General features: G+C 62.4%; 8 protein-coding genes. 5 read left to right on the forward strand and 3 right to left on the reverse strand.

What is annotated here, in order from left to right:
* Positions 1–483 precede the first annotated feature (483 nt).
* The 3 genes from D1Y84_RS06935 to D1Y84_RS06945 form a co-directional block, all read right to left on the reverse strand.
* On the reverse strand, positions 484–5610 hold the full coding sequence (locus D1Y84_RS06935; RefSeq protein ID WP_158615358.1) for an MBG domain-containing protein: 5127 nt from the start codon (positions 5608–5610) through the stop codon (positions 484–486).
* 859 nt (positions 5611–6469) lie between these two features.
* The gene (locus tag D1Y84_RS06940; RefSeq protein WP_124847867.1) at positions 6470–7966 is read right to left on the reverse strand and encodes an alpha-amylase family glycosyl hydrolase; all 1497 of its coding nucleotides are present in this window, start codon (positions 7964–7966) and stop codon (positions 6470–6472) included.
* Between the two features lie 101 nt (positions 7967–8067).
* Complete coding sequence (locus tag D1Y84_RS06945; RefSeq protein WP_233581212.1) at positions 8068–11463, reverse strand: carboxypeptidase-like regulatory domain-containing protein; 3396 nt, start codon at positions 11461–11463, stop codon at positions 8068–8070.
* A gap of 290 nt (positions 11464–11753) precedes the next feature.
* Between D1Y84_RS06945 and D1Y84_RS06950 the strand changes: the two genes are divergently transcribed.
* From D1Y84_RS06950 to D1Y84_RS06970, 5 genes are all read left to right on the forward strand, one after another.
* Positions 11754–14096, forward strand: a complete 2343-nt coding sequence (locus tag D1Y84_RS06950) for a winged helix-turn-helix domain-containing protein (RefSeq protein ID WP_158615359.1) — start codon at positions 11754–11756, stop codon at positions 14094–14096.
* A gap of 502 nt (positions 14097–14598) precedes the next feature.
* Entirely contained in the window at positions 14599–15855 is a 1257-nt protein-coding gene (locus D1Y84_RS06955) for a cupin domain-containing protein (protein WP_124847869.1), read from the forward strand.
* Between the two features lie 82 nt (positions 15856–15937).
* Complete coding sequence (locus D1Y84_RS06960) at positions 15938–17287, forward strand: alginate export family protein (RefSeq protein ID WP_233581214.1); 1350 nt, start codon at positions 15938–15940, stop codon at positions 17285–17287.
* 161 nt (positions 17288–17448) lie between these two features.
* Positions 17449–18225, forward strand: a complete 777-nt coding sequence (locus D1Y84_RS06965; protein WP_124847870.1) for a hypothetical protein — start codon at positions 17449–17451, stop codon at positions 18223–18225.
* Positions 18194–19015: a tetratricopeptide repeat protein gene (locus D1Y84_RS06970; protein ID WP_233581216.1), complete on the forward strand. Its 822-nt coding sequence runs from the start codon at positions 18194–18196 to the stop codon at positions 19013–19015. The genes D1Y84_RS06965 and D1Y84_RS06970 overlap by 32 nt, the downstream gene beginning before the upstream one ends.
* Positions 19016–19140: the final 125 nt, after the last annotated feature.

The following is a 19140-nucleotide window of genomic DNA, read 5'->3' on the forward strand; positions in this document are numbered from 1 at the left end:
ATGCCCGCGTGCGGACAACACATGGATGATTCGCGTGGCTGTCAGAATCTCGGCTCTCTTGATCGCTAAAAAGGCTGATGAAAGCGAGAGGTGCTCCGGAGCTGCTCCAATCAGTGCAGCTTCGGTATTGCTGGGCCTACATCGAAGTGGATTTCTCTGGCATGTAAGCGACTCCAGGGTCAGGCACTTACGGTTTACACTCCTCAGTTTCAGGACCAGGGGGTCTGAGGTTCGAATCCTCTCCCCACCATTCAAGCGGACGCGGATCAAGCGACTCAAGCAACAAAGCCACCCCAGCCGGGTGGCTTTCTCCAGTTACAGCATGGGTACGTTCAAAAGCGCAGCTGCGGATGGACCCCAGGGTTCTCCGCTCCTGATCAAAGGGTCCTTGGCACCAGAACTCATGGCGCGAAGGCTCTCAAACGCGTCGCGAAGCAGCGGCTTCGTCCACCGTTTCGGGAGCCCGACCTATCGCTGCGCTGCTTACTGCACGGTCAGCGTCACGACCTGGCTCCGCTGCTGTGTTCCGCTGGTCGCGGTGACAGTGAGCGTGTAGGGTCGCGGAGCTGTTGTGAAGGTCAAGCCGCAGCCGCATAACCCGGCCGCCATGCCCGACAACACGAGCACCCACGCCAGCGTCTTTCCGTGCAACGAATGCAGCAGCCTGCGCCTGTTCCGCACGGGCAGCAGCAGGACCGCTGCCAGCGCCATCCCGGACCCGGCGAGCCCTGCTCCGAACCTCCCCAGCCCGGACGACGACCCTTGGTTTGCGGCCGTGGTCTTCGCGGCTCGCACCGTCTTGATGGTCATACCGATTGTGGTGGCCTCGGCATCGGCAGCGACGGTTTGCGGCGTGAAGGTCGCCGTGGCGCCATCCGGCAGACCCGTGACCGTGAAGGTCACTGCCTGCGGGTAGGCTCCGTACACCGGTGCCAGTGCAAAGTTGTAGGTTGCTGCCGCGTTTGCTGCAACCGTGTACGAGCTGGCCCCAGCGTTGGTGAAGGTGAAGCTTTGGGCCGCCTCCGCAACCTCGGTGCTGCCCGAGGCACTGGGTTGAAAGTTTTGATCTCCCGAGTACTTTGCCGTGATGGACGCAGTGGACGCGCTCGCCAGCTGCGTGCTCAGCTGCGCAATGCCGCCGCTGTTCAGCGTGACTGTCCGCAGCAGCGTTGCGCCGTTGTAGAAAGAGACTGTTCCTGTGGGTGTCCCCGTGGTGCTCGACACTACGGCCGCAGCAAGTGCCACCGCCTGGCCCGGCGTGATGGATGAGGCGCTCGCGCTGATCGTGCTGGTGGTCGGAGCCTTGGTGATCGCCAGGGTTCCATTGATTGTCTGCACGGTGTAATCACTGAGTGCGCTGCCCATGACGCTGGGCACAATCGCATAACTACCCGCGTCGGAGCTTGTAGTCGCCGTGGTGGTGAAGCTCTCGGTGAAGTTGTTGGCCGCGTTCGCCCCGGTGACCACCCCGGTAAACGCAGGGTTCGCCGTTCCGTACACGCGGCTTGCGTTGTTGGCTTTCGCGACCAGCGTGGCCGCGTTTACGTTGATCACGACGGACGCTGTGTTCGTTTTGTAGTCAACCGCGTCGGTGGGCGTAAAGGTTGCGGTTACAGTGTGCGCTCCGACCGCCAGCACCGTACCCGCGGGGGCGCTGTAGCTGAAGCTGCCCGCCACGGAAGCGCTGGGATCCAGTTGCACGTTCGACAGCGGGGTTCCGTAGCCGATCGCAGCCGGGGGCGCCCAGGTGAGCACGGGCAACGCCTGGTTCACCGTGAGTGTCACCGTGGTGGTGGCCGCGCTGTAGCTTGCCGGGTCCGCAGGCGTAAAGGTAGCCGTCAGGATATGCGTGCCCGCTGCGAGCACAGAACCAGCAGACGGGTTGTAGTGAACGGTGCCGGGTACCGTTGAGCTGGCATCCAGTTGCGTGCTGGTAAGTGGCGTGCCATAGACGATGGCCGCAGGCACCGGCCATGTGAACACCGGCTTCGCCGGGTTCACCACGATCGTCGTCATCACCGTCGCCGCCTCATAATCAGCGGCATCCGTCGGCGTAAAGCTTGCCGTCAGCGTGTGCGTGCCTGCGGCGAGCACGGTGCCGATGGGCGGGCTGTAGATAAAGTTGCCGGGTACCGTGGACGTAGCATCCAGCTGTGCGCTGGTGAGTGCGGTGCCCGCATCGATTGCAGGAGGCATCGGCCAGGTCAACATCGCCTTGGCCTGTTGCACGACGATCGTTGTGGTTACAATTTCTGTTGCGTAATCAGCCGTGTCCGTCGGCGTAAAGCTGGCCGTCAAGGTGTGCGTGCCCACCGAAAGCCTGGTGCCGGGGCCGGGGCTGTAAGTAAAGCTGCCGGCCACAGGGGATGTGGCATCCTGCTGCGTGCTGCTAAGGACCGTACCGTACGGGATGGCCGTTGGCATCGACCACGTCAGCGCCGGCTTTGCCTGCGTGACGGTGACCACTGTGGTTGTCGAGGCGGTGTTGTAGTCGGTCGCATCATTGGGCACAAAGGTCGCCGTCAGGGTGTGCGCGCCCGCCGATAACACCGTACCAATAGGAGGGCTGTAGCTGAAGCTTCCCGCCACCCCTGTCGAGGGATCGAGCTGCGCGGCGGAGAGTGTCGTGCCGTACGTGATGGGAGCAGGCGTCGGCCAGGTCAGGGCGGGCGTGGCCTTGCTGATGACCAGTGTGCCCGTGGCTGTCCCCGTGTAGTTCGCATCGTTGACCGTCGCCACGACCGCGTAGGTGCCCACAGTAGTAGGCACCGCCGCCGAGCCCGCATACGTGAGGCTTACCGCTAGGCCGGCCGGCGTAGTGGTCGCCGTCGCTTGCAGTGGCGAGCCAGTATAGGTCTGGTTCAGGTTCCCCAGTGACACGGATGCCGTCCCGTGGGTCACTTGGAGCGTACCAGCGCCACTGGCTGCCGTGTAGTTCAGGTCTGCCGCGAGGGAAGCAGTGATCGCGTGCGTGCCTACGGCGAGGGTGGAGGTGTCGTAGTTCCCCGTGCACGTCTCGGAACTGGCTGTCGCCGTGCACATGGCGGGTACGGCGATGCCGCTGTCGATCATGAACGTGGCCGCGCCCGAGGGTGCCGCTGTGCCGGTAAAGCTGATGGACGCGGTCAGCGGAGTGCTGGCCGTGCCGTACGTGATCGTGGCGTTTGCCACAGAGACCATGGGCGATTCGGCATTGCCTCGACCGTTCAGCGGAATGACCTGCGTCACCCCTGCAACAGAGTTGAGGTCGGTGTCGGTGATGGCGAGCGTTCCGGAGATGTTGCCCGCTTCGGTCGGCGCAAACGAAACTGGCAGCGTGCACACTGCACCAGCTCCCAACGTTGCCGTGGAACCACCGCTGCTGATCAGCGGGCAGGCTCCGTTGCTGCTGCTGTCGAGCGTGAAGTTGTCAGCGATGCTCGCGTTGTTGCCCGCCACAGGAACAGTAAAGGTCAGCGGCGCGTTGCCCCGGTTGAACAGAACCGCGGTCTGCGCACTGTCGCTGCTGACGCTGCCCACCGCTGTGGCAGCAAACGCAAGCGAAGGCGGAGTACGAAGCGTGATCTCCTTCACCGCACCATTGTTGAAGTCCGCGACAAAGATGTTGCCATCCCCATCCACGGCTACGCCGGAGGGATTGCTGAAGCCGGTTCCAATGGCAGTTACGGTGGAGTTCGCGCCAACCGCCCCGTTCACTGCCACGATCGACTCAACCTCCTTCAGGCCGAAGTCCGCCACAAAGACGTTCCCGTTGCCATCCACGGCGACACCTGCAGGCACCACGAATCCACTGCCGACCGGCGTGACCACCGACCTCGCGTTCACCACGCCATTGACCGCCACGATCTCGTCCACGGCAGGCACTGCAAAGTCTGCAACGAACACATTCCCGCTTGCATCCACCGCGACGGCCGCCGGGCTTTGGAATCCGCTGCCAACGGTGTTGACGAGAGACGTCAAGACGCCATTGATCGCTACGATCTCCTTCACCGCACCATTGCCTTCGTCGGCAACAAGAACGTTGCCGCTGCCATCCACGGCAACCCCGAAAGGCCTTGAGAAACCGCTACCCACCGTGATCATGCTGGAGGCTGTGTTCACCACACCGTTAACCGCCACAAGCTCCTGCACTGCATCGTGATAGGTGTCGGCGACAAAGATGTTGCCACTGCCATCCACTGCGATGCCGGCGACGGTCGTTCCCTGCGAGAACGAGAAGCCGGTAGCGACGGTGCTCACCACGCCACTCCCTGCCGCAACCTTCTTCACGATGTTGTTCACCGTGTCTGTGACGAAGAGATTGCCTGCCCCATCCAGCGCGACGCTGCCAGGCTGCTGAATTCCAGATGTCACCGTTGCGGTTGCATTTGACAGAAAGTTCACCAGCGGACCAGTACCCGTGCCATGCAGCAGCGAGGTAGCGATAGGGCTGCCGTCGGCCCCCATCAACTGCACCGCGCCCCTGCGCAGGTAAGGCCTCGTGGGACTGAACACAACGGCCACGGAACAGACCTGGCCGCCGTTATACGGGGTGCCGGCAACGCAGGCATCGGCCGCCTGTGCCGGCGCTGGTTTGAAGTCAAGATTCTGAGCGCCCTGAGTGAGCACCACGTACGGCGAAGATGCCAGCGTCCCTGCGCTTCTGAATGTGAAGTACGCGGTCAGAGCGTTGCTTGTGCTGCCCACCGCGGTCATGGGGAACTGCTGCGTTCCCGAAAGAAACTCGTCTACACCATTGCCGCCATAATCCGCCGCGAACACATTGCCGCTCGTGTCGACCGCGACGCCAAAAGGACTCACGAACCCTGGACCAATGGCGATCACGGGAGAGTTCGCGTCCACGGCTCCATCGACGGCCACAATCGCCTTCACCGAGCCGCTGCCGAAATCCGCAACGTAGACATCGCCACGCCCATCCACGGCAACGCCTGCAGGAGACGAAAACCCGCTGCCAACCGTGACAGGCGTGGAGCTTGGCACCCCGTTGATCGCCACAACCTCTTTCACGGCGTTGTTGCCCGTGTCGCCGATAAAGACGTCCTCGTTGGCATCGACTGCGACGCCTGCAGGACTTAGGAACCCGCTGCCGACCGGCACCACGATGGAGCTCGCGCTTACCGCGTGATTGCCGTCCGCCAGAATCGCCTTCACCGCGTTGTTCCCGAAGTCTGCCACGAAGACATTCCCGCTCGCATCCACGGCGACACTGAAGGGACGCGAAAATCCGTTGCCGATCGTGATCACGGTGGAGCTGGCACTGACCGCACCATTGCTGTCCGCGAGGATTTCCTTTACCGCGTCATTTACGGTATCCGCGACGAACACGTTGCCGCTCGCGTCCACAGCCACGCCCTGCGGCGATGAAAAGCCATTGCCGATCGCGTTCACCACGGAGCTGGCGCTGACCACTCCGTCGACGGCCACAATCTCCTTCACGGCACTGTGCATCGTGTCCGCGACAAAGACATCGCCTTTGGCGTCTACGGCTACCTCCGCCGGATTGGAGAATCCGCTGCCGACCGGTATGGTGGCACCGCCGTATGCGGCTTGAGCCCGGGCCGCGTGCTCCGCGCCGGCCGCTGTGAACAGGACGAGCAACACAGACTGCATAACACGGCGACTGCGGAACGCTGGGCGCACGACCCCGGAAAAGCTGAACATCGATGCATACCTCGAGACAAAGTGGAAAAGAAGATCAGGGTCGGGACGAACTACAGGCTCTGGCAGATACAGGCTGGAACAGAAGACCCGGGACATACCGCATGCGCAGACCTGGACCTTGCTGGTGAAGCATTCGGTGCAGCGTTCCGCCCCTGCCAGGGCAAAGCTCGAAGCTGCAAAGGGTGCGTGTGCACCTCAGCACGCATGCAGGCGCGGGAAGGAACCAGTGGCTTTCGGGGTGAGTGCCTTGGTTTGTTCGGAAGAAAACATATCTGCCGCATGGAACCGCAAAGCGGCGGCCCCACTTGTTGCATGCGCAAGCCCTAAAGCGACCAGCCCGCACACCGCGACCCGGACACCTTGAAAGCTCGCGTATGTGCCGTGAGCAGCCGCTGGAGTAGGATCCATGCGGCACCGCGCAGCTATAACAGGTAATACATCCGAGATATAGAAAAAGCGATGCACGGAACCCTCAAGCCTGGCTCACTCACACCAGAGCGGTTCTCTGAAGGTATTTGCAGGCCCCGTGATTGCGAAAAAAAGATATGTAACAATTCTTAACTTGTCGTAACTGAAGTAATTGGGGTTCTTTCCCGGCGCTGGCGCTTCGCCTCGCCCAGGCGCTCCTCGGGCGAGGCGCGCCTGCAACCACGATGGTCCATGTTCCTGACTCGCCGGACATTACCAGGCACGGCCGTGTCGGTGAGACTGGCGTGCCGCTCCGCGATAAACGGCCCCCGGCGAAATCTTCCCGTTCAGTGAGCCGACGCACGACCTGGCCACTTCATCGCCGGCTGCATTCGACGGCCTATCGCGCTGAAGGATCCAGATGGCGGAAGATGCGCACGTTGAACGCGTCAAGAGAGAGCGCGGGCAGCGCGTTTACCTCGTTGGGTTTGTTTTTGTCGAGCGACTGATCGAGCGGTACTTGCTGCCAGGTGGCTGCTCCCGTCTCAGAGTTCACCTCGACCGATCCACGAAACGGGGTGTTGGAAAGGTTTACCGCCACAAGAACCGTCTCCCCTGCGGTGCTGCGGAGAAAGGTGACCACGTGCTGCTCGTCGGAGTTGTGCAGCCATGTCAGACTGCCTTGGCGCAGCGCCGGTGAGCTCGCGCGCAACGCGAGCAGCGCCTGGTAGAAGCGGGGCACATTGCGAAACTCCGCGGCCGCGCTCCAATCGACGTCGACCTTGTCAAACAACTCCGGGCCGCCGGACTCGGTCGCGTCGCCAACCTCCATCCCGCTGTAAAGCATCGGCACACCGGGAAGCGTAAAGACCAGGGCAGAAGCAGCAAGCGCACCATGGATGCCGTAGCGAACAGTCGCGCGCCGCTCATCGTGATCGTCACTGACCAGCATGTGCCGCGTACCGACCGGGAACTTCTTCACCTGCTCGGCGATGTCCTCCTGGATCGAGGTGGCCGGTTGCCCTTGTTCGATCACGCGGTTCAACGTTGCCAGCAGCGGCCAACCGTAATCGAGGTCGAATGCGCTCCGCATCAACTCCGGCTTCGACGCCTCGGCCAGCAGCAGCACATCCGGACGAATGCCCTTAAGCTTGGGACGCAATTGCTCCCAGAAGTCAGTCGGCACAAAGCTGGCGGCGTCGCAGCGAAAGCCGTCGAGATGGAACGTCTGCAGCCAGTACACGAACATATCGTTCATGTACTGACGCAGCGCGGGATTGGCATAGTCGAGCCCGGCCACATCGTTCCATCCGTGCGGCGAGATAATCTTGCCGGACTTGTCGTGCTGGTAGAACTCTGGATGCTTCATCATGACGCTGTCCCAGGAGGTGTGGTCCGCGACCATGTCAAGCACCACGCGCATATGCCGCTGGTGCGCGGCCTCGATAAGCGCTGTGAAGTCTGCCTTGGTGCCGTACGCGGGATCGATCGCATAGTAATCGCGCAGCGAGTAGGGACTACCCAGCCTGCCGAGCCGGCGATCTGTGCCGGTAGGCGAGACCGGCATGATCCACAGCACGTTGACGCCGAGCTTCTGCAGTGCGTCGAGCCGCGCCGTGATGCCGTGGAAGTTTCCTTCCGGAGAGAACGAGCGCGTAAAGATCTCGTAGATGACCGCGTCGTCGAGCCACGCGGGGCTCGAGGGTGCTTCGGCCTTTGCGATGACTTCGGAAGGGTCATCCTGTGCTTGCGCGGGCGTAGCTCTCCCTGCAGACAATGCCGAGAGGAGCAGGGCGGCAAGACACAGGGCGCGCAGCGTGGTGGAGACGGAACGAATCTGTTCGGCGCGACCAGTGACGGTCCGAAGCCTGATGCTAAGTGGTTGAAAGCGCGACATGCAGGTGATTTCCTATCGGGTTGAAAGCGAGGAACGGCGTATGTGCCGGCGCGGGCAAACGCCCCACCGACACATACGCTGCTGTGTTCGATCAGGCCGCACTAAAAAGTGAGGCGGCTGGCCAGCTGAATCTGGCGGTTGGAGTTGGACCTCGTTCCCACAACCTGGCCAAAGTTGCTGCCCGTAACGCTCGCACTAGGATTGGTGAACTGCGGCGTGTTCAGAACGTTGAACGCGTCGCCGTGCAACTCCATTGTGAACCGTTCGGTCAGATGCAGGTTCTTCTGCAGGCCAAGATTGATGCTGCGATACCCCGGACCATACAGCTGGTCGCGTCCGAGTGTACCCACGCGCGTGTACACACCCGTGCCGCTTACACTTTGCAGCGGGATGTTGTCGGAGAACGAAGTGGGATCGAACCAGTGCCCCGAGATCTGCTTCGGATAGTTGATCGGCTTCACGAGGTCAGGGCGGTTACCGGGGCTGTTGACGCCGGTGGAGATATCAAACGGCTGCCCACTCTGGAAGAGGCCGATGAGGTTAGCCTGCCAGCCGCCAATCGCCAGGTCGACCGCATGGTTCACATTCGCGCCGTACTTCTCGCCCCTGCCGAACGGAAAGTTGTACACCGCTGAGCCCGCAAAGATATGCCGCTGATCCTGTAGAGAGTTGCCGTACTCAAGCATGGGGTCCTGCGCGCTTGAGACCACGGAGCCTGCGCCGAAAGCATCCGGCGAGTTATCAAGTGAGTGCGACCAGGTGTACGAGGCGGTGAGCAGCGCATTGCCTTGGCGGTGTTCGAGGTGCGTCTGCAGCCCGTTGTACCAGGAGATGCCCTGGTACGCGTTGTAGGAGATCCCTCCAAGGTTCGGGAAGGGCAGCGCGGTGGTGCCGAAGTTGTACTGGTTGTACGTGTAGTAGGTTGAAAGGCGGTCGCCGTGCGTACCCACGTAGGCGATGCTCACCACATCGTTCTTGCCGAACTGCTGCTGCAGTTGCAGGTTGTACTCCTGCATGCGGCTGTGCTTGTCGTCGCGGTTGACGGCAAGGCCGCCGATGCCCTGCGGCGGAGCCAGCGGGTTGAAGTTAGGAAAGCCTGGCGCAGGCAAAGGCGTGACCGCGGCCGTTCCGCTGGTATAGCCGGGGCAGGTAAATGGAGCGCCCACCGAGGTCTGCCCGGTAAAAGTGATGCAGTAGCCATTCCGGGCGTAGTACGTCGCGCTGCCACCAAATGGTGGCTGCTGGCCCAACTGGTTGCTGATGCCGCCATAATCCGGGAAGTAGAAGATACCGTAACCGCCGTGAAGGGCGCTTCGCCCTGCAGCGTCAAGCGCGTAGGCAAAGCCGACGCGCGGTGCAAAGTTCAGCGGGTTCTGATTGCGGATGGCGCGCGGCACACCGTTCTGCCCGGCAAGCAGCACCGTGCCGTTTTGTATGTCGAAGGCCGCCTGCTGGTTGTGCATTTCATACGGCCACGTCAGCAGGTCCCAGCGGATACCAAGGTTCAATGTAAGCCGGCTGTTTACGCGCCAGTCATCCTGGGCAAACAGCCCGTCTTCCTGGCTCACCTCGCCGAAGTAGCCGTTCTGCGCGCCGATGCCGTAGTTGTCCACGCCGCCAACGAGGAGTTCGCTGTCCTCGAACCCTGTGAAGTCGGAGCCGTGGTAGGCAATTGCGAAAAATCCCTTGCCGTCGATGGGCCGGAAGAAGTTCACCTGCCGCCGCAGAAAGGTGCCACCGGCATGCACGGAGTGCTTGCCGAGCTGGAAGTTCAGCGTGTCCGTCACCTCGATCATGTTCTGCGGCACGGCAAACAGGCCGTAGTCGCCGCTGTACTCGAGCTGGTCATTGCTGCCGCCAATCAGCGCGCCACCCGTGGTCTCCTGGTTCCGGTTGGCATTGACGATACCCAGGTTGGCAGAGATGTTCTCACCATAGTTCGGTGGCTGGTAGCCGTAGTTGTCACGGTTATAAGCGATACGGGCTTCGTTCACCATTGTGGGCGAAATCACGCGCGTGTAGCCCAGGTCGTATCCACGGGCGTGCACGTAGCTGGTGCCGCCGTTGTTGGGCAGGCTGAGGCCGAGCTGGGAAGTCGTCCCGTTCACCGAGTTGTCGTACGAGAAGCGGAAGAAGAACTGGTCGGCGGCGGTCGGCGTCCAGTCCAGGCGCGTGTCGAAGGTGTTGTACTTGATCGCCGATTGCTGCTGCGAAAGGTAATTCTGCAGCACACGATCGGTACGCGTGGGCGCCGGGAAGGCATTCAGGTAATTCACCGCGGCCGTGTTCAGGCGGCCCTGCGGGATGATGTTGCCGGTAAAGGGTGCGCAGGTCTGCGGATCGAAGATCTGCCCCTTGCTGTTGGCCGCCGGGTTGTTGTTCAGGGTCGCCGCGTTTGGATAGCACGCCGGGTACAGCGTGTCGAACGCGTTGTAGGTCGTCGCCGGGTTCAGCAGTTCGGTAAAGTTGCCCTGCCGCATCAGCGCCGTCGGCACCGTGATGTACGAGGCATTACCCGGGAGCGACTCGCGGAGGCCGGAGTAGTCGCCGAACAGGAACAGCTTGTTCTTGAGGATGGGCATGCCGAGCGCGCCGCCAAACTGGTTCCGGTTGTACGCCGGGTTCGGGGTTGCGGGTGCGCCAAGGAACTGGTAGTTCGGGTTGGAGTCGAACTTGCCACTGCGGTAAAACTCGAACGCAGCGCCATGGATGCTGTTGGTGCCGGACCGCGTTGACGCGATCACCAGCGCACCGCCGGCACGCCCATATTGCGCCGGCGCAATGCTGGTGCTTACCTTGAACTCCTGCGTGGCCTCCACGTTGGGGAAGAACAGCACGATGTTCTGCAGGCCATCGTTGTTGTCCACGCCGTCGAGCAGGAAGTTGTTGGCCTGCGGCCGGATGCCGTTAACGGAAAGGGCAGAGCCCCCGCTTTCTCCATTGCGGTTCGCGGGGTCGTTACCTGGCTCGCCGTAAGCTCCCTGCGTTACCCCCGGGGTCAGCAGGGCCAGGTTCAGCGCGTTGCGACCGTTCAGGGGCAACTGCGTGATCTGCTTGCCCTCGATCGTCTCGCCCAGGCTCGGGTCCGAGGTATCCACCAGGGTGGCTGCTCCGGAGACCTGCACGCTCGTGGTGGTTTCACCCGGGGCCAGCTTGAACTCGAGCGTAAGGCTCGTTGTGACGGTCACTGTCACAGACTCGGTCTGTGTCTGGAAGCCCGGGGCGGTGACGGTCGCCAGGTACGTGCCGCGCGGCACAGCTGGGATGTTGAGTTCACCACTGGAATTGCTTGTGCCTGTCAGTTTGAAGCCGGTGGCTCCATTCACCAGGGTGACGTTTGCGCCCGAGATCGCCGCACCGGATACGTCCGTCACCGCGCCGACAATGCTTCCAGAGTCGGCCTGCGCCAGGGCGCGCGGTATCGGGCTGGCAAGCAAGACCGCCGCGGCAAGTGCCGCGCCGCAAAGCATGTTTCCTTTGGTAATTGATCCGCTCAAGAGTGCCTCCAAATGTGCAGACCATGGTCGCAGCGGGCGCTCTTCACTTCCCTGGCGTCCCTGTGGCTTCCCGTCTGTCGTGGCGAACCATCGCTCTCGCGTGCGCATAGAAGCAATAGCCGCGCTCCTACTTTCAAGTATTTTCCTGTTCACCGGGCAAACGGCTTCATTTGAATGGGTTACGACGGGGTGTCACTGTGCTTCAGCCTCGGCGTAGAATCGGCGCGGAGACAGGGACCGGTATGGACGTTGAGCTGCGGCGGGCACGAGCCTCGTTCGGAGTGTTTCAAATGGATTTCAGCACCGGCGAAATTCGCAAGGCCGGGATGCGTGTCCGGCTCGCGGGCCAGCCGTTTCGACTTCTGGCCGCGCTGCTGGCCCGGCCGGGCGAAATCCTGAGCCGCGAAGAACTCCAGCATGAGATCTGGGGAGCGAACACCAACGTCGATTTCGAGCGTGGGATTGCAAGTGCCATCAACAAGGTGCGCGAAGCCCTGGGAGATTCCGCAGACCACCCGCTGTACATCGAGACACTTGCGCGCCGCGGGTACCGGTTTATCGCACCAGTCACCGTAGAGACTGATAATCCGCATGCCCCCGCAGCAGAACTGCGGCCCCGCGAACCCGTTGAAACCCTGAGCACACCCAAAACGGGATTGGACGCCTACCCCGGAGCCGGATTAGAGGTCGTCCCGGAGCCGATGAACGTTCCGGGAGAACACCGCCCGCTGGCAAGGGATACCACTCTCGACATACCAGAATGGTCCCGTGCGTCATCCGGCAGCCCGCTGACGTTCCCCGCGGCACCGGATGCAACGCTGCCCACCCGGGCTGCCGCACCCCGTCCTCTGCCGCGGTGGTTGGCACTTGCTGCTCTCGCGATCGCAGCGCTCTCGTCACTCGGAACCTACTTTGCCCTGCATGAGGCACAACCCGTCACACCGGCGCGTATTGAACAGCTTACGAATGACGGCAGCATCTACGCGGGGCCGCCAAACGCCGAGACCATCCTTACGCTTGAGACGGACGGTCCACGCATTTATGCGCCGACCCTGGTTGACGGTCGATCACAGATCACGTCCCTTGATACCGGAGGCTCCCAGATGGAGCCGGTGAAGATGCCGGATGAACTCGGTGCGGGCGTTCTCACGGATATTTCGCATGATGGCTCGGAACTGCTGGTGCGCAATCTTCGCAACCGCGCCGCGGAGCAACCCCTCTGGGTGGTGCCCACCTCGGGCGCCGGGGCTATCCGGATAGGTGAAGTGCTGGCGCATGACGCCGTCTGGATGCCGGGTGAGAACAATAGCATCCTGTATGCAGCCGGCGACGAACTCAGCGTGCTGTCACTGGGAACCGAAACGGCTTCGCCCTATGCTTCGCTGCCAGGGCGCGCCTTCTGGCTCCGGTGGTCTCCGGACGGCAGAACGCTGCGTTTCACGCTGCTCGACCCCGTAACCCACACATCATCCTTGTGGGAACTCGACGCGGCTGACCGACACCCCAGACCTCTCCGGTTTCCGGGGCTGGAGAAGGCGTCGTTGTGCTGCGGATCGTGGACACCTTCCGGCGATCTGTTTGTCTTTCAGGCCTCCGATGCGCGCAGCAGCAACCTGTGGGCAGAGCGCGGCGTCGGGGCGCATGATGCGCCGATCCAGCTGACGAACGGGCCCTTGCGCTTTGCCTCACCGCTGCCGGGCCGGGAATCGCGTACGGTGTACGCCTTTGGCAGCTCCGAACCAAGCGGGGCACGCATTTTGGACAGGCAGAAGAACATGTTTGTGCCCGCACCGCATTTTTTGTCGCAGGCACAGCGTGTGAGCTACTCCAGGGATGGTGCATGGGTGGCCTGGACCGATGTGAGCGGCCGCTTGTGGCGCGCCCGGAGCAGCGATGGATCAGGCCTGCTGCGGCTGACAGGCGATGATTTTGAGGTGTACCTGGCGCGGTGGTCGCCCGATGGGCAGGAGCTTCTGCTGATGGCGCGGAAGCCTGGAGAAACCTGGAAGGTAGAAGAAGTACGCGCTGAAGGAGGCGCCGTTCATACAGTCCTGAGCGACAACCGGAACCTTGCCGACCCTGACTGGTCGGCGGATGGGCAGCACATTGTTTTCGGTCGTGAAGCCGATCTGATGGGCAAAGAGAATGGTGCGCAGGATATTGAGGTTCTCGATCTCAGGACACAGAAGATCTCCGCCATTCCCGGATCACAGGACCTCTTCAGTCCAAGATGGTCGCCTGACGGTCGGTTCATCGCGGCCCTCTCACGGGACCAGACGCGACTCGCGGTCTTTGACTGTGCAACCCACACCTGGAGAACGCTCTTTACCGGAGGAGCTGCTGACCCGGTGTGGAGCACCGACAGCACTGCTTTGTACTTCCATGCATTTGAGCGGGCAGATTCAGCAATCATGCGTGTGTCCTTGCAAGAGGTGGGCCAGCCAGCGCATGGAAAGACGAGTCCCGAGTCTGCACCCGTCCCGGCTCAGCCCGTTGCGGATCTCTTCAAGGTGGGGCTTCCGTCGATCGACAATTTCTTCTTCAGCGGGTTAACGCCGGGCAACCTGCCGCTCATCAAGCCCCGGGTTGGTACAGGCAATCTCTACGCCATCACATTGCCCGCGAGCCGATAGCGCCATTCCAAGGCTCTGCCGCCTTTCGCGCGGATGCAGAACTCGATTTCCGATAGCAAGTGAGTCCGGGACGCGATGCTGGACGCTCAGGCTTGACCGCGTGCTCTTTGCGCCGTTGTCATTCCGCCAAAGACGCGCTGGGCGAAGCAGTGCGGCCTTCCTGCTCCAGCCTCAGCCCCGCCCGCTCGGCCGCCGTGGTGACCACCGGAAGTGAAGCGCCGTTATGGCATATTGAGCGATCTGAAATGATTTTCCGGGTTACTATTGCGAGCGAAAGCTCCTTCAGCCTACCGACACCGGAAGTATGTTGGCTAAGTAACAGCGGCAGACGCATAATCTTCCACGTCTGTTAGCTGCGAGAACCCGCCGCACCGTATCGCAGGATGAAGGCCAGGAACAGATATTGCCAAGGCTTCCATTTATCATCTAGTAACAAGCACGCTCACCGCCAAGCCAACAGAAAGACCGTTTCTGGTGTGGGTTGTGGAAAGAGGACAGCAGCATGGAAGAGCAGAACAGCAACGACGGTCTGAGCCGGCGTCGATTCCTGGAGCGTAGCTCCGCTTTGTTGGCCGCTGCAGCAAGCCTGCCGTTGGTGGCAGCCGCACAGCAGTCTGCGGATAAAAACGGCGACACGCACACCGGCGTAAACGAGCGTCAGCCCGGGCCTGACACCAAGGCACTCGACGCGATGGAGATGGACTCGGCATATCCGCCGATGACGGACTCGGGCGGTCAGCCTCCGTTCAAGTACCCGTTCTCGTTTGCGCACAAGCGCATTGAAGAAGGCGGGTGGACGCGCCAGGTCACGGTGCGCGATCTGCCGATCTCGAAGAAGATGGCCGGCGTAGAGATGCGCCTGGTCTCGGGCGGCATTCGCGAGCTGCACTGGCACGTAGGTGCGGAATGGGCCTTTATGACGGCCGGCAGCGCACGCATCACCGCTGTGGACCAGCAGGGCCGCGCATTTGTGGAAGACGTGAACGAGGGCGATCTCTGGATCTTCCCCGGCGGCATTCCACACTCCATCCAGGGTCTCGGCCCCGATGGCTGCCAGTTCCTGCTGGCGTTCGACGATGGCAACTTCAACGAGTTTGAAACCTTCCTGCTCACCGACTGGCTCCACCACACGCCCAAGAGCGTGCTGGCGAAGAACTTCGCAACCACGGAAGAAACATTTGCCAATGTGCCGAAGCGTGAACTCTTCATCTTCCAGCGCGACCTGCCTCGGCCGCTCGCTGAGGAAAAGAAGCAGGTCTATGCACAGACCGGGCCCGTGCCGAACAGCTTCGCGTTCTTCACCGGCAAGATGCAGCCCACCAAGGTCACGGCAGGCGGCAGCGTCAAGATCGTCGATCGCAAGAACTTCCCGGCCAGCAATATCGCGGCGGCCATCGTGACGCTCAAGCCCGGCGGCCTGCGTGAGCTGCACTGGCACCCCAACGAAGACGAGTGGCAGTACTACGTCAAGGGCACGGGCCGCATGACGGTGTTTGCCGCCGGTGGTCACGCACGCACCATGGACTTCCACGCGGGCGACGTCGGCTACATCGACAAGTCGGCTCCGCACTACATCGAGAACACCGGCGATACGGACCTGGTCTTCCTGGAGATCTTCCCGACGCCCGAGTACCAGGACATCTCGCTTGGCGAGTGGCTCGCGCACACGCCTTCGCGGCTGGTGAATGAGCACCTCGGCACAGGCGAAGAGTTCCTCGGCAAGATCAACAAGAAGGAAGCCGTGATCACGCCCGAGTAAGTGCTGCCGCAACACGCTGTGAAGAAAGGAGTCTGCCGCAGGCCGGCTCCTTTCACTTTTCCTGATTCCGAAAGGTTCCCCCATGCCCTCGATGTTGCGTTGTGCGACTGCCATGCTTGCCTTGCTCGCCGCACTGCCGGCGCTTGCGCAGCGCGAGATGTACCCAAAGAAAGAAGGCGTGCCGCAGCCGCTGCAGTGGCACACGCTGCCCAGCTGGATGTCGATCGACATGGAGCTGCGGGGCCGTCTCGAAGACCAGACCGCGTTGAACTACGTCAACGACAAAGAACGCATGTATGTGCTGACCCGCGCACGCGGCGGCCTCACGGTGCGGCCGCTTTCCTGGCTCACCGGCTACCTGCAGTTCCAGGACACGCATGCACTTGGCTTGCCCCTGCGCGACGTTGCGGCCAACCAACGCGATGTGTTTGATCTGCGCCAGGGCTATCTCAACTTCCACTACAAGCCTTTGCAGTTCATCGCCGGGCGGCAGGAGTTGAAGTTCGGCGACGAGCGCGTGGTGGGTATCAGCGACTGGACCAACAACAGCCGCACCTGGGATGGCTTCAACCTGCGCGTCGGCGACAAGAACCGCGTCGACATCTTCAGCACCTCGGTCGTGACTGTGCACCCAACCAGCCTCGACACGCATGGGGCGGGGCTCACCTTCCACGGAGTGGAAGCAAACCTCACCACGGTGGTCCCCAAGACCACGATCGCCCCCTTCGTGCTGGTGCGTGCCGTGCCCCGCGTGACCAGCCAGCAGAAGATCGCCGGCACCGAGACCGAGGTGACTTTCGGCAGCTACTATGAGACCAAGCTGCCTTTCGGCTTTGACTCCTCCGGCACCGGCGACCTGCAGCGCGGCAGCTACAGCAACGACTCGATCCATGCCGGAGCCGCGATCATCCGCGGCGGCTACGCGATCGGTACCGTGCCGCTCAAGCCGCACATCGAGGGCGAGTACGACTACGCCACCGGCAACCCTCACACCAATGCCCAGCGCATCGGCACCTACGACCAGCAATACCCCTCCAATCACAATGCCTTCGGCCTGGTTGACCTGTTCGGCTTCCAGAACATCAAGCAGGACCGGCTCAACTTTTCGCTCGCGCCCTCAACCAACTTCCTGCTGCTCTTCCAGGGCAGTTCGCTGCACGTGGCCTCCACGCGCGACGGCGTGTACAGCAGCAGCGCGGCCAGCGTTGTAACGGCACCCACCGCCGGCTTCGCGCACGACGGCATCGGCAGCGAATTCGACGCCTCGGCGAAGTACATCTTCCATAAGTCGCTCGTGACCAACGTCGGCCTGGGTCACTTCTTCCCCGGCTACGTGATGACCAGCACCAGCCACCGCGCGCCGCTGACGCTTGCCTACTTCCAGCTGACTTACCGCTTCAAGGTCGACAAGGATGCGGCCACCGCGAAGTAGCGTCATTGCGTCCATGCATAGTTTGGGTGCGGCAAACAGATTGAGGCAGCGCTCCCCTGGCAAGAGGCAGCGCTGCCTCTTGCTTTTGTACGATCCGCATCGGATCTTCCAGCGAGGGCTCGCGCTCCGTTAAACTACAAGCTCTGCCTACGAGCCGCCGCATGCCAGCCGAGATCATCCTCCAGCCAACGCCCGCTGTACTCCTGCACAAGCGCGCGCACCTTGCCACCGTTCGCACCACGCTTGCTGAACGCGAGGCGGAGCTTGCCCAGTTGCGCGCCCAGCTCACCTCGTTCGAAGGCAGGTATCTGCGCCAGGTAGGCGTGCTCTATGCAGAGCTCGACGAACTGGAAGCCCGCATTGCCGAGCGCGAGGTCGATCTGTACGAGTCAGAATCCGCCCGGCAACATGCGAAGGAGGTCCGCCAGCGCGCGCAGGAAACGCATGACGCTGCCTTTGGCCACGCGATCGAAGCCGAGGAGTTCGATCCACCGCCTAGCCTCAAGACCCTCTTCCGCGATGTTGCCAAGCGCATCCATCCTGACTTTGCGCGTGACGACGCCGAGCGCACGTACTTTACGCTGCTGATGGCGCGCGCCAACCAGGCCTACCGACGGGGCGACGCCGACGCCCTGCAGGCATTGCTGGACGATTACCGCGAGATCAACGCCACGATCGCCGGCGAAGGCACTGAAGCCGAGCTTGTGCGGCTCACGCGCCAGGTACAGCACGCGGAGCGCGACATCCACAATCTTGAAGCCGAGCGGCACACACTGCTTGCCGGCGAGATCGCCCAGCTGCACCTCGACGCCGAGGCCGCCGCCCGCGAGCATCGCGACCTGCTTATCGAGCTGGCTGCCAACCTGCGCGAGCAGATCGCCGACGCCCAGCATCGCTTCGAACGCATTGACCGCCAGATCCGTGCCCATGGCCGATAACTCCGAGTCGAACACCACGCCGGGCCTGCAGCATGTCGCCACGGGTGCGGGGCTTTCGCTGCACTCCGCGCGCTCCGGCATCTTTGCGCGCGGGCGTCGCGATGCTGCCAGTGCCGCGGCAAACGCGCACTACGCACAGGCCGCGGCCCTGTACAACGCCGGTAGCTTCGCCGAAGCCGCGGCAAGCTTTGCGCTCGCTGCCGGAGACGGCCACGCCGAGTCGCAGTACCTGCTCAGCACCCTGTACGACCAGGGCAAGGGCGTGCCGCAGGACGATGCCCAGGCTGCCCACTGGGAGCGCAAGGCCGCCGAGCAGGCACATGCTTACGCACAGGCCAACTTGAGCTTTCGCTACTACGCAGCCGGCGACTACGCGGAGGCCTTTGCGTGGTGCCAGCGCGCCGCATACAGCCAGCTTGCCTGGGCCCAGTACAACCTTGGCCTTATGTACCGCAAGGGCGAAGGCGTTGCGCAGAGCGACGTGGAAGCAGCGCACTGGTACCGCCTGGCTGCCCACCAGAACTTCCCGGAGGCCCAGCAGAAGCTCGCGGACCTGTACTACTTTGGCCAGGGCGTAGCGCGCAGCTACACCGAGGCAGCTGCCTGGTATCGCAAGGCAGCCGAGCACGGCAACGCCGAGGCACAGTTCCAGCTCGGCTATCTTTACGCGATCGGCCAGGGCGTTGAGCCGGACTACACCCAGTCGCGCCACTGGACCCGGCAGGCTGCGCTGCAGGGCCATGAGCAGGCAGTGCGTGAGCTTCGACGTCGCCAGTACCGCGACCCCTGAACGACAGCTTCGCGCGAACCCTCTCGCACAGAAGCACAGAAGCACTGCGGCAGCGTTGCGAAATGAGCGATTGCAGCCACTGTTGTGCGCGCTGCGTCAAGAGCACCCTGCGCACAGGTACGCCG

It is taken from the genome of Acidipila sp. EB88, assembly GCF_003858395.1.
Taxonomy (GTDB): Bacteria; Acidobacteriota; Terriglobia; order Terriglobales; family Acidobacteriaceae; genus EB88.

Coding starts and splice junctions, on each gene's coding strand:
- D1Y84_RS06935 (WP_158615358.1), bottom strand. CDS start 5,610: ATGCAGTCTGTGTTGCTCGTCCTGTTCACAGCGGCCGGCGCGGAGCAC.
- D1Y84_RS06965 (WP_124847870.1), top strand. CDS start 17,449: ATGCCAGCCGAGATCATCCTCCAGCCAACGCCCGCTGTACTCCTGCAC.
- D1Y84_RS06940 (WP_124847867.1), bottom strand. CDS start 7,966: ATGTCGCGCTTTCAACCACTTAGCATCAGGCTTCGGACCGTCACTGGT.
- D1Y84_RS06955 (WP_124847869.1), top strand. CDS start 14,599: ATGGAAGAGCAGAACAGCAACGACGGTCTGAGCCGGCGTCGATTCCTG.
- D1Y84_RS06950 (WP_158615359.1), top strand. CDS start 11,754: ATGGATTTCAGCACCGGCGAAATTCGCAAGGCCGGGATGCGTGTCCGG.
- D1Y84_RS06960 (WP_233581214.1), top strand. CDS start 15,938: ATGCCCTCGATGTTGCGTTGTGCGACTGCCATGCTTGCCTTGCTCGCC.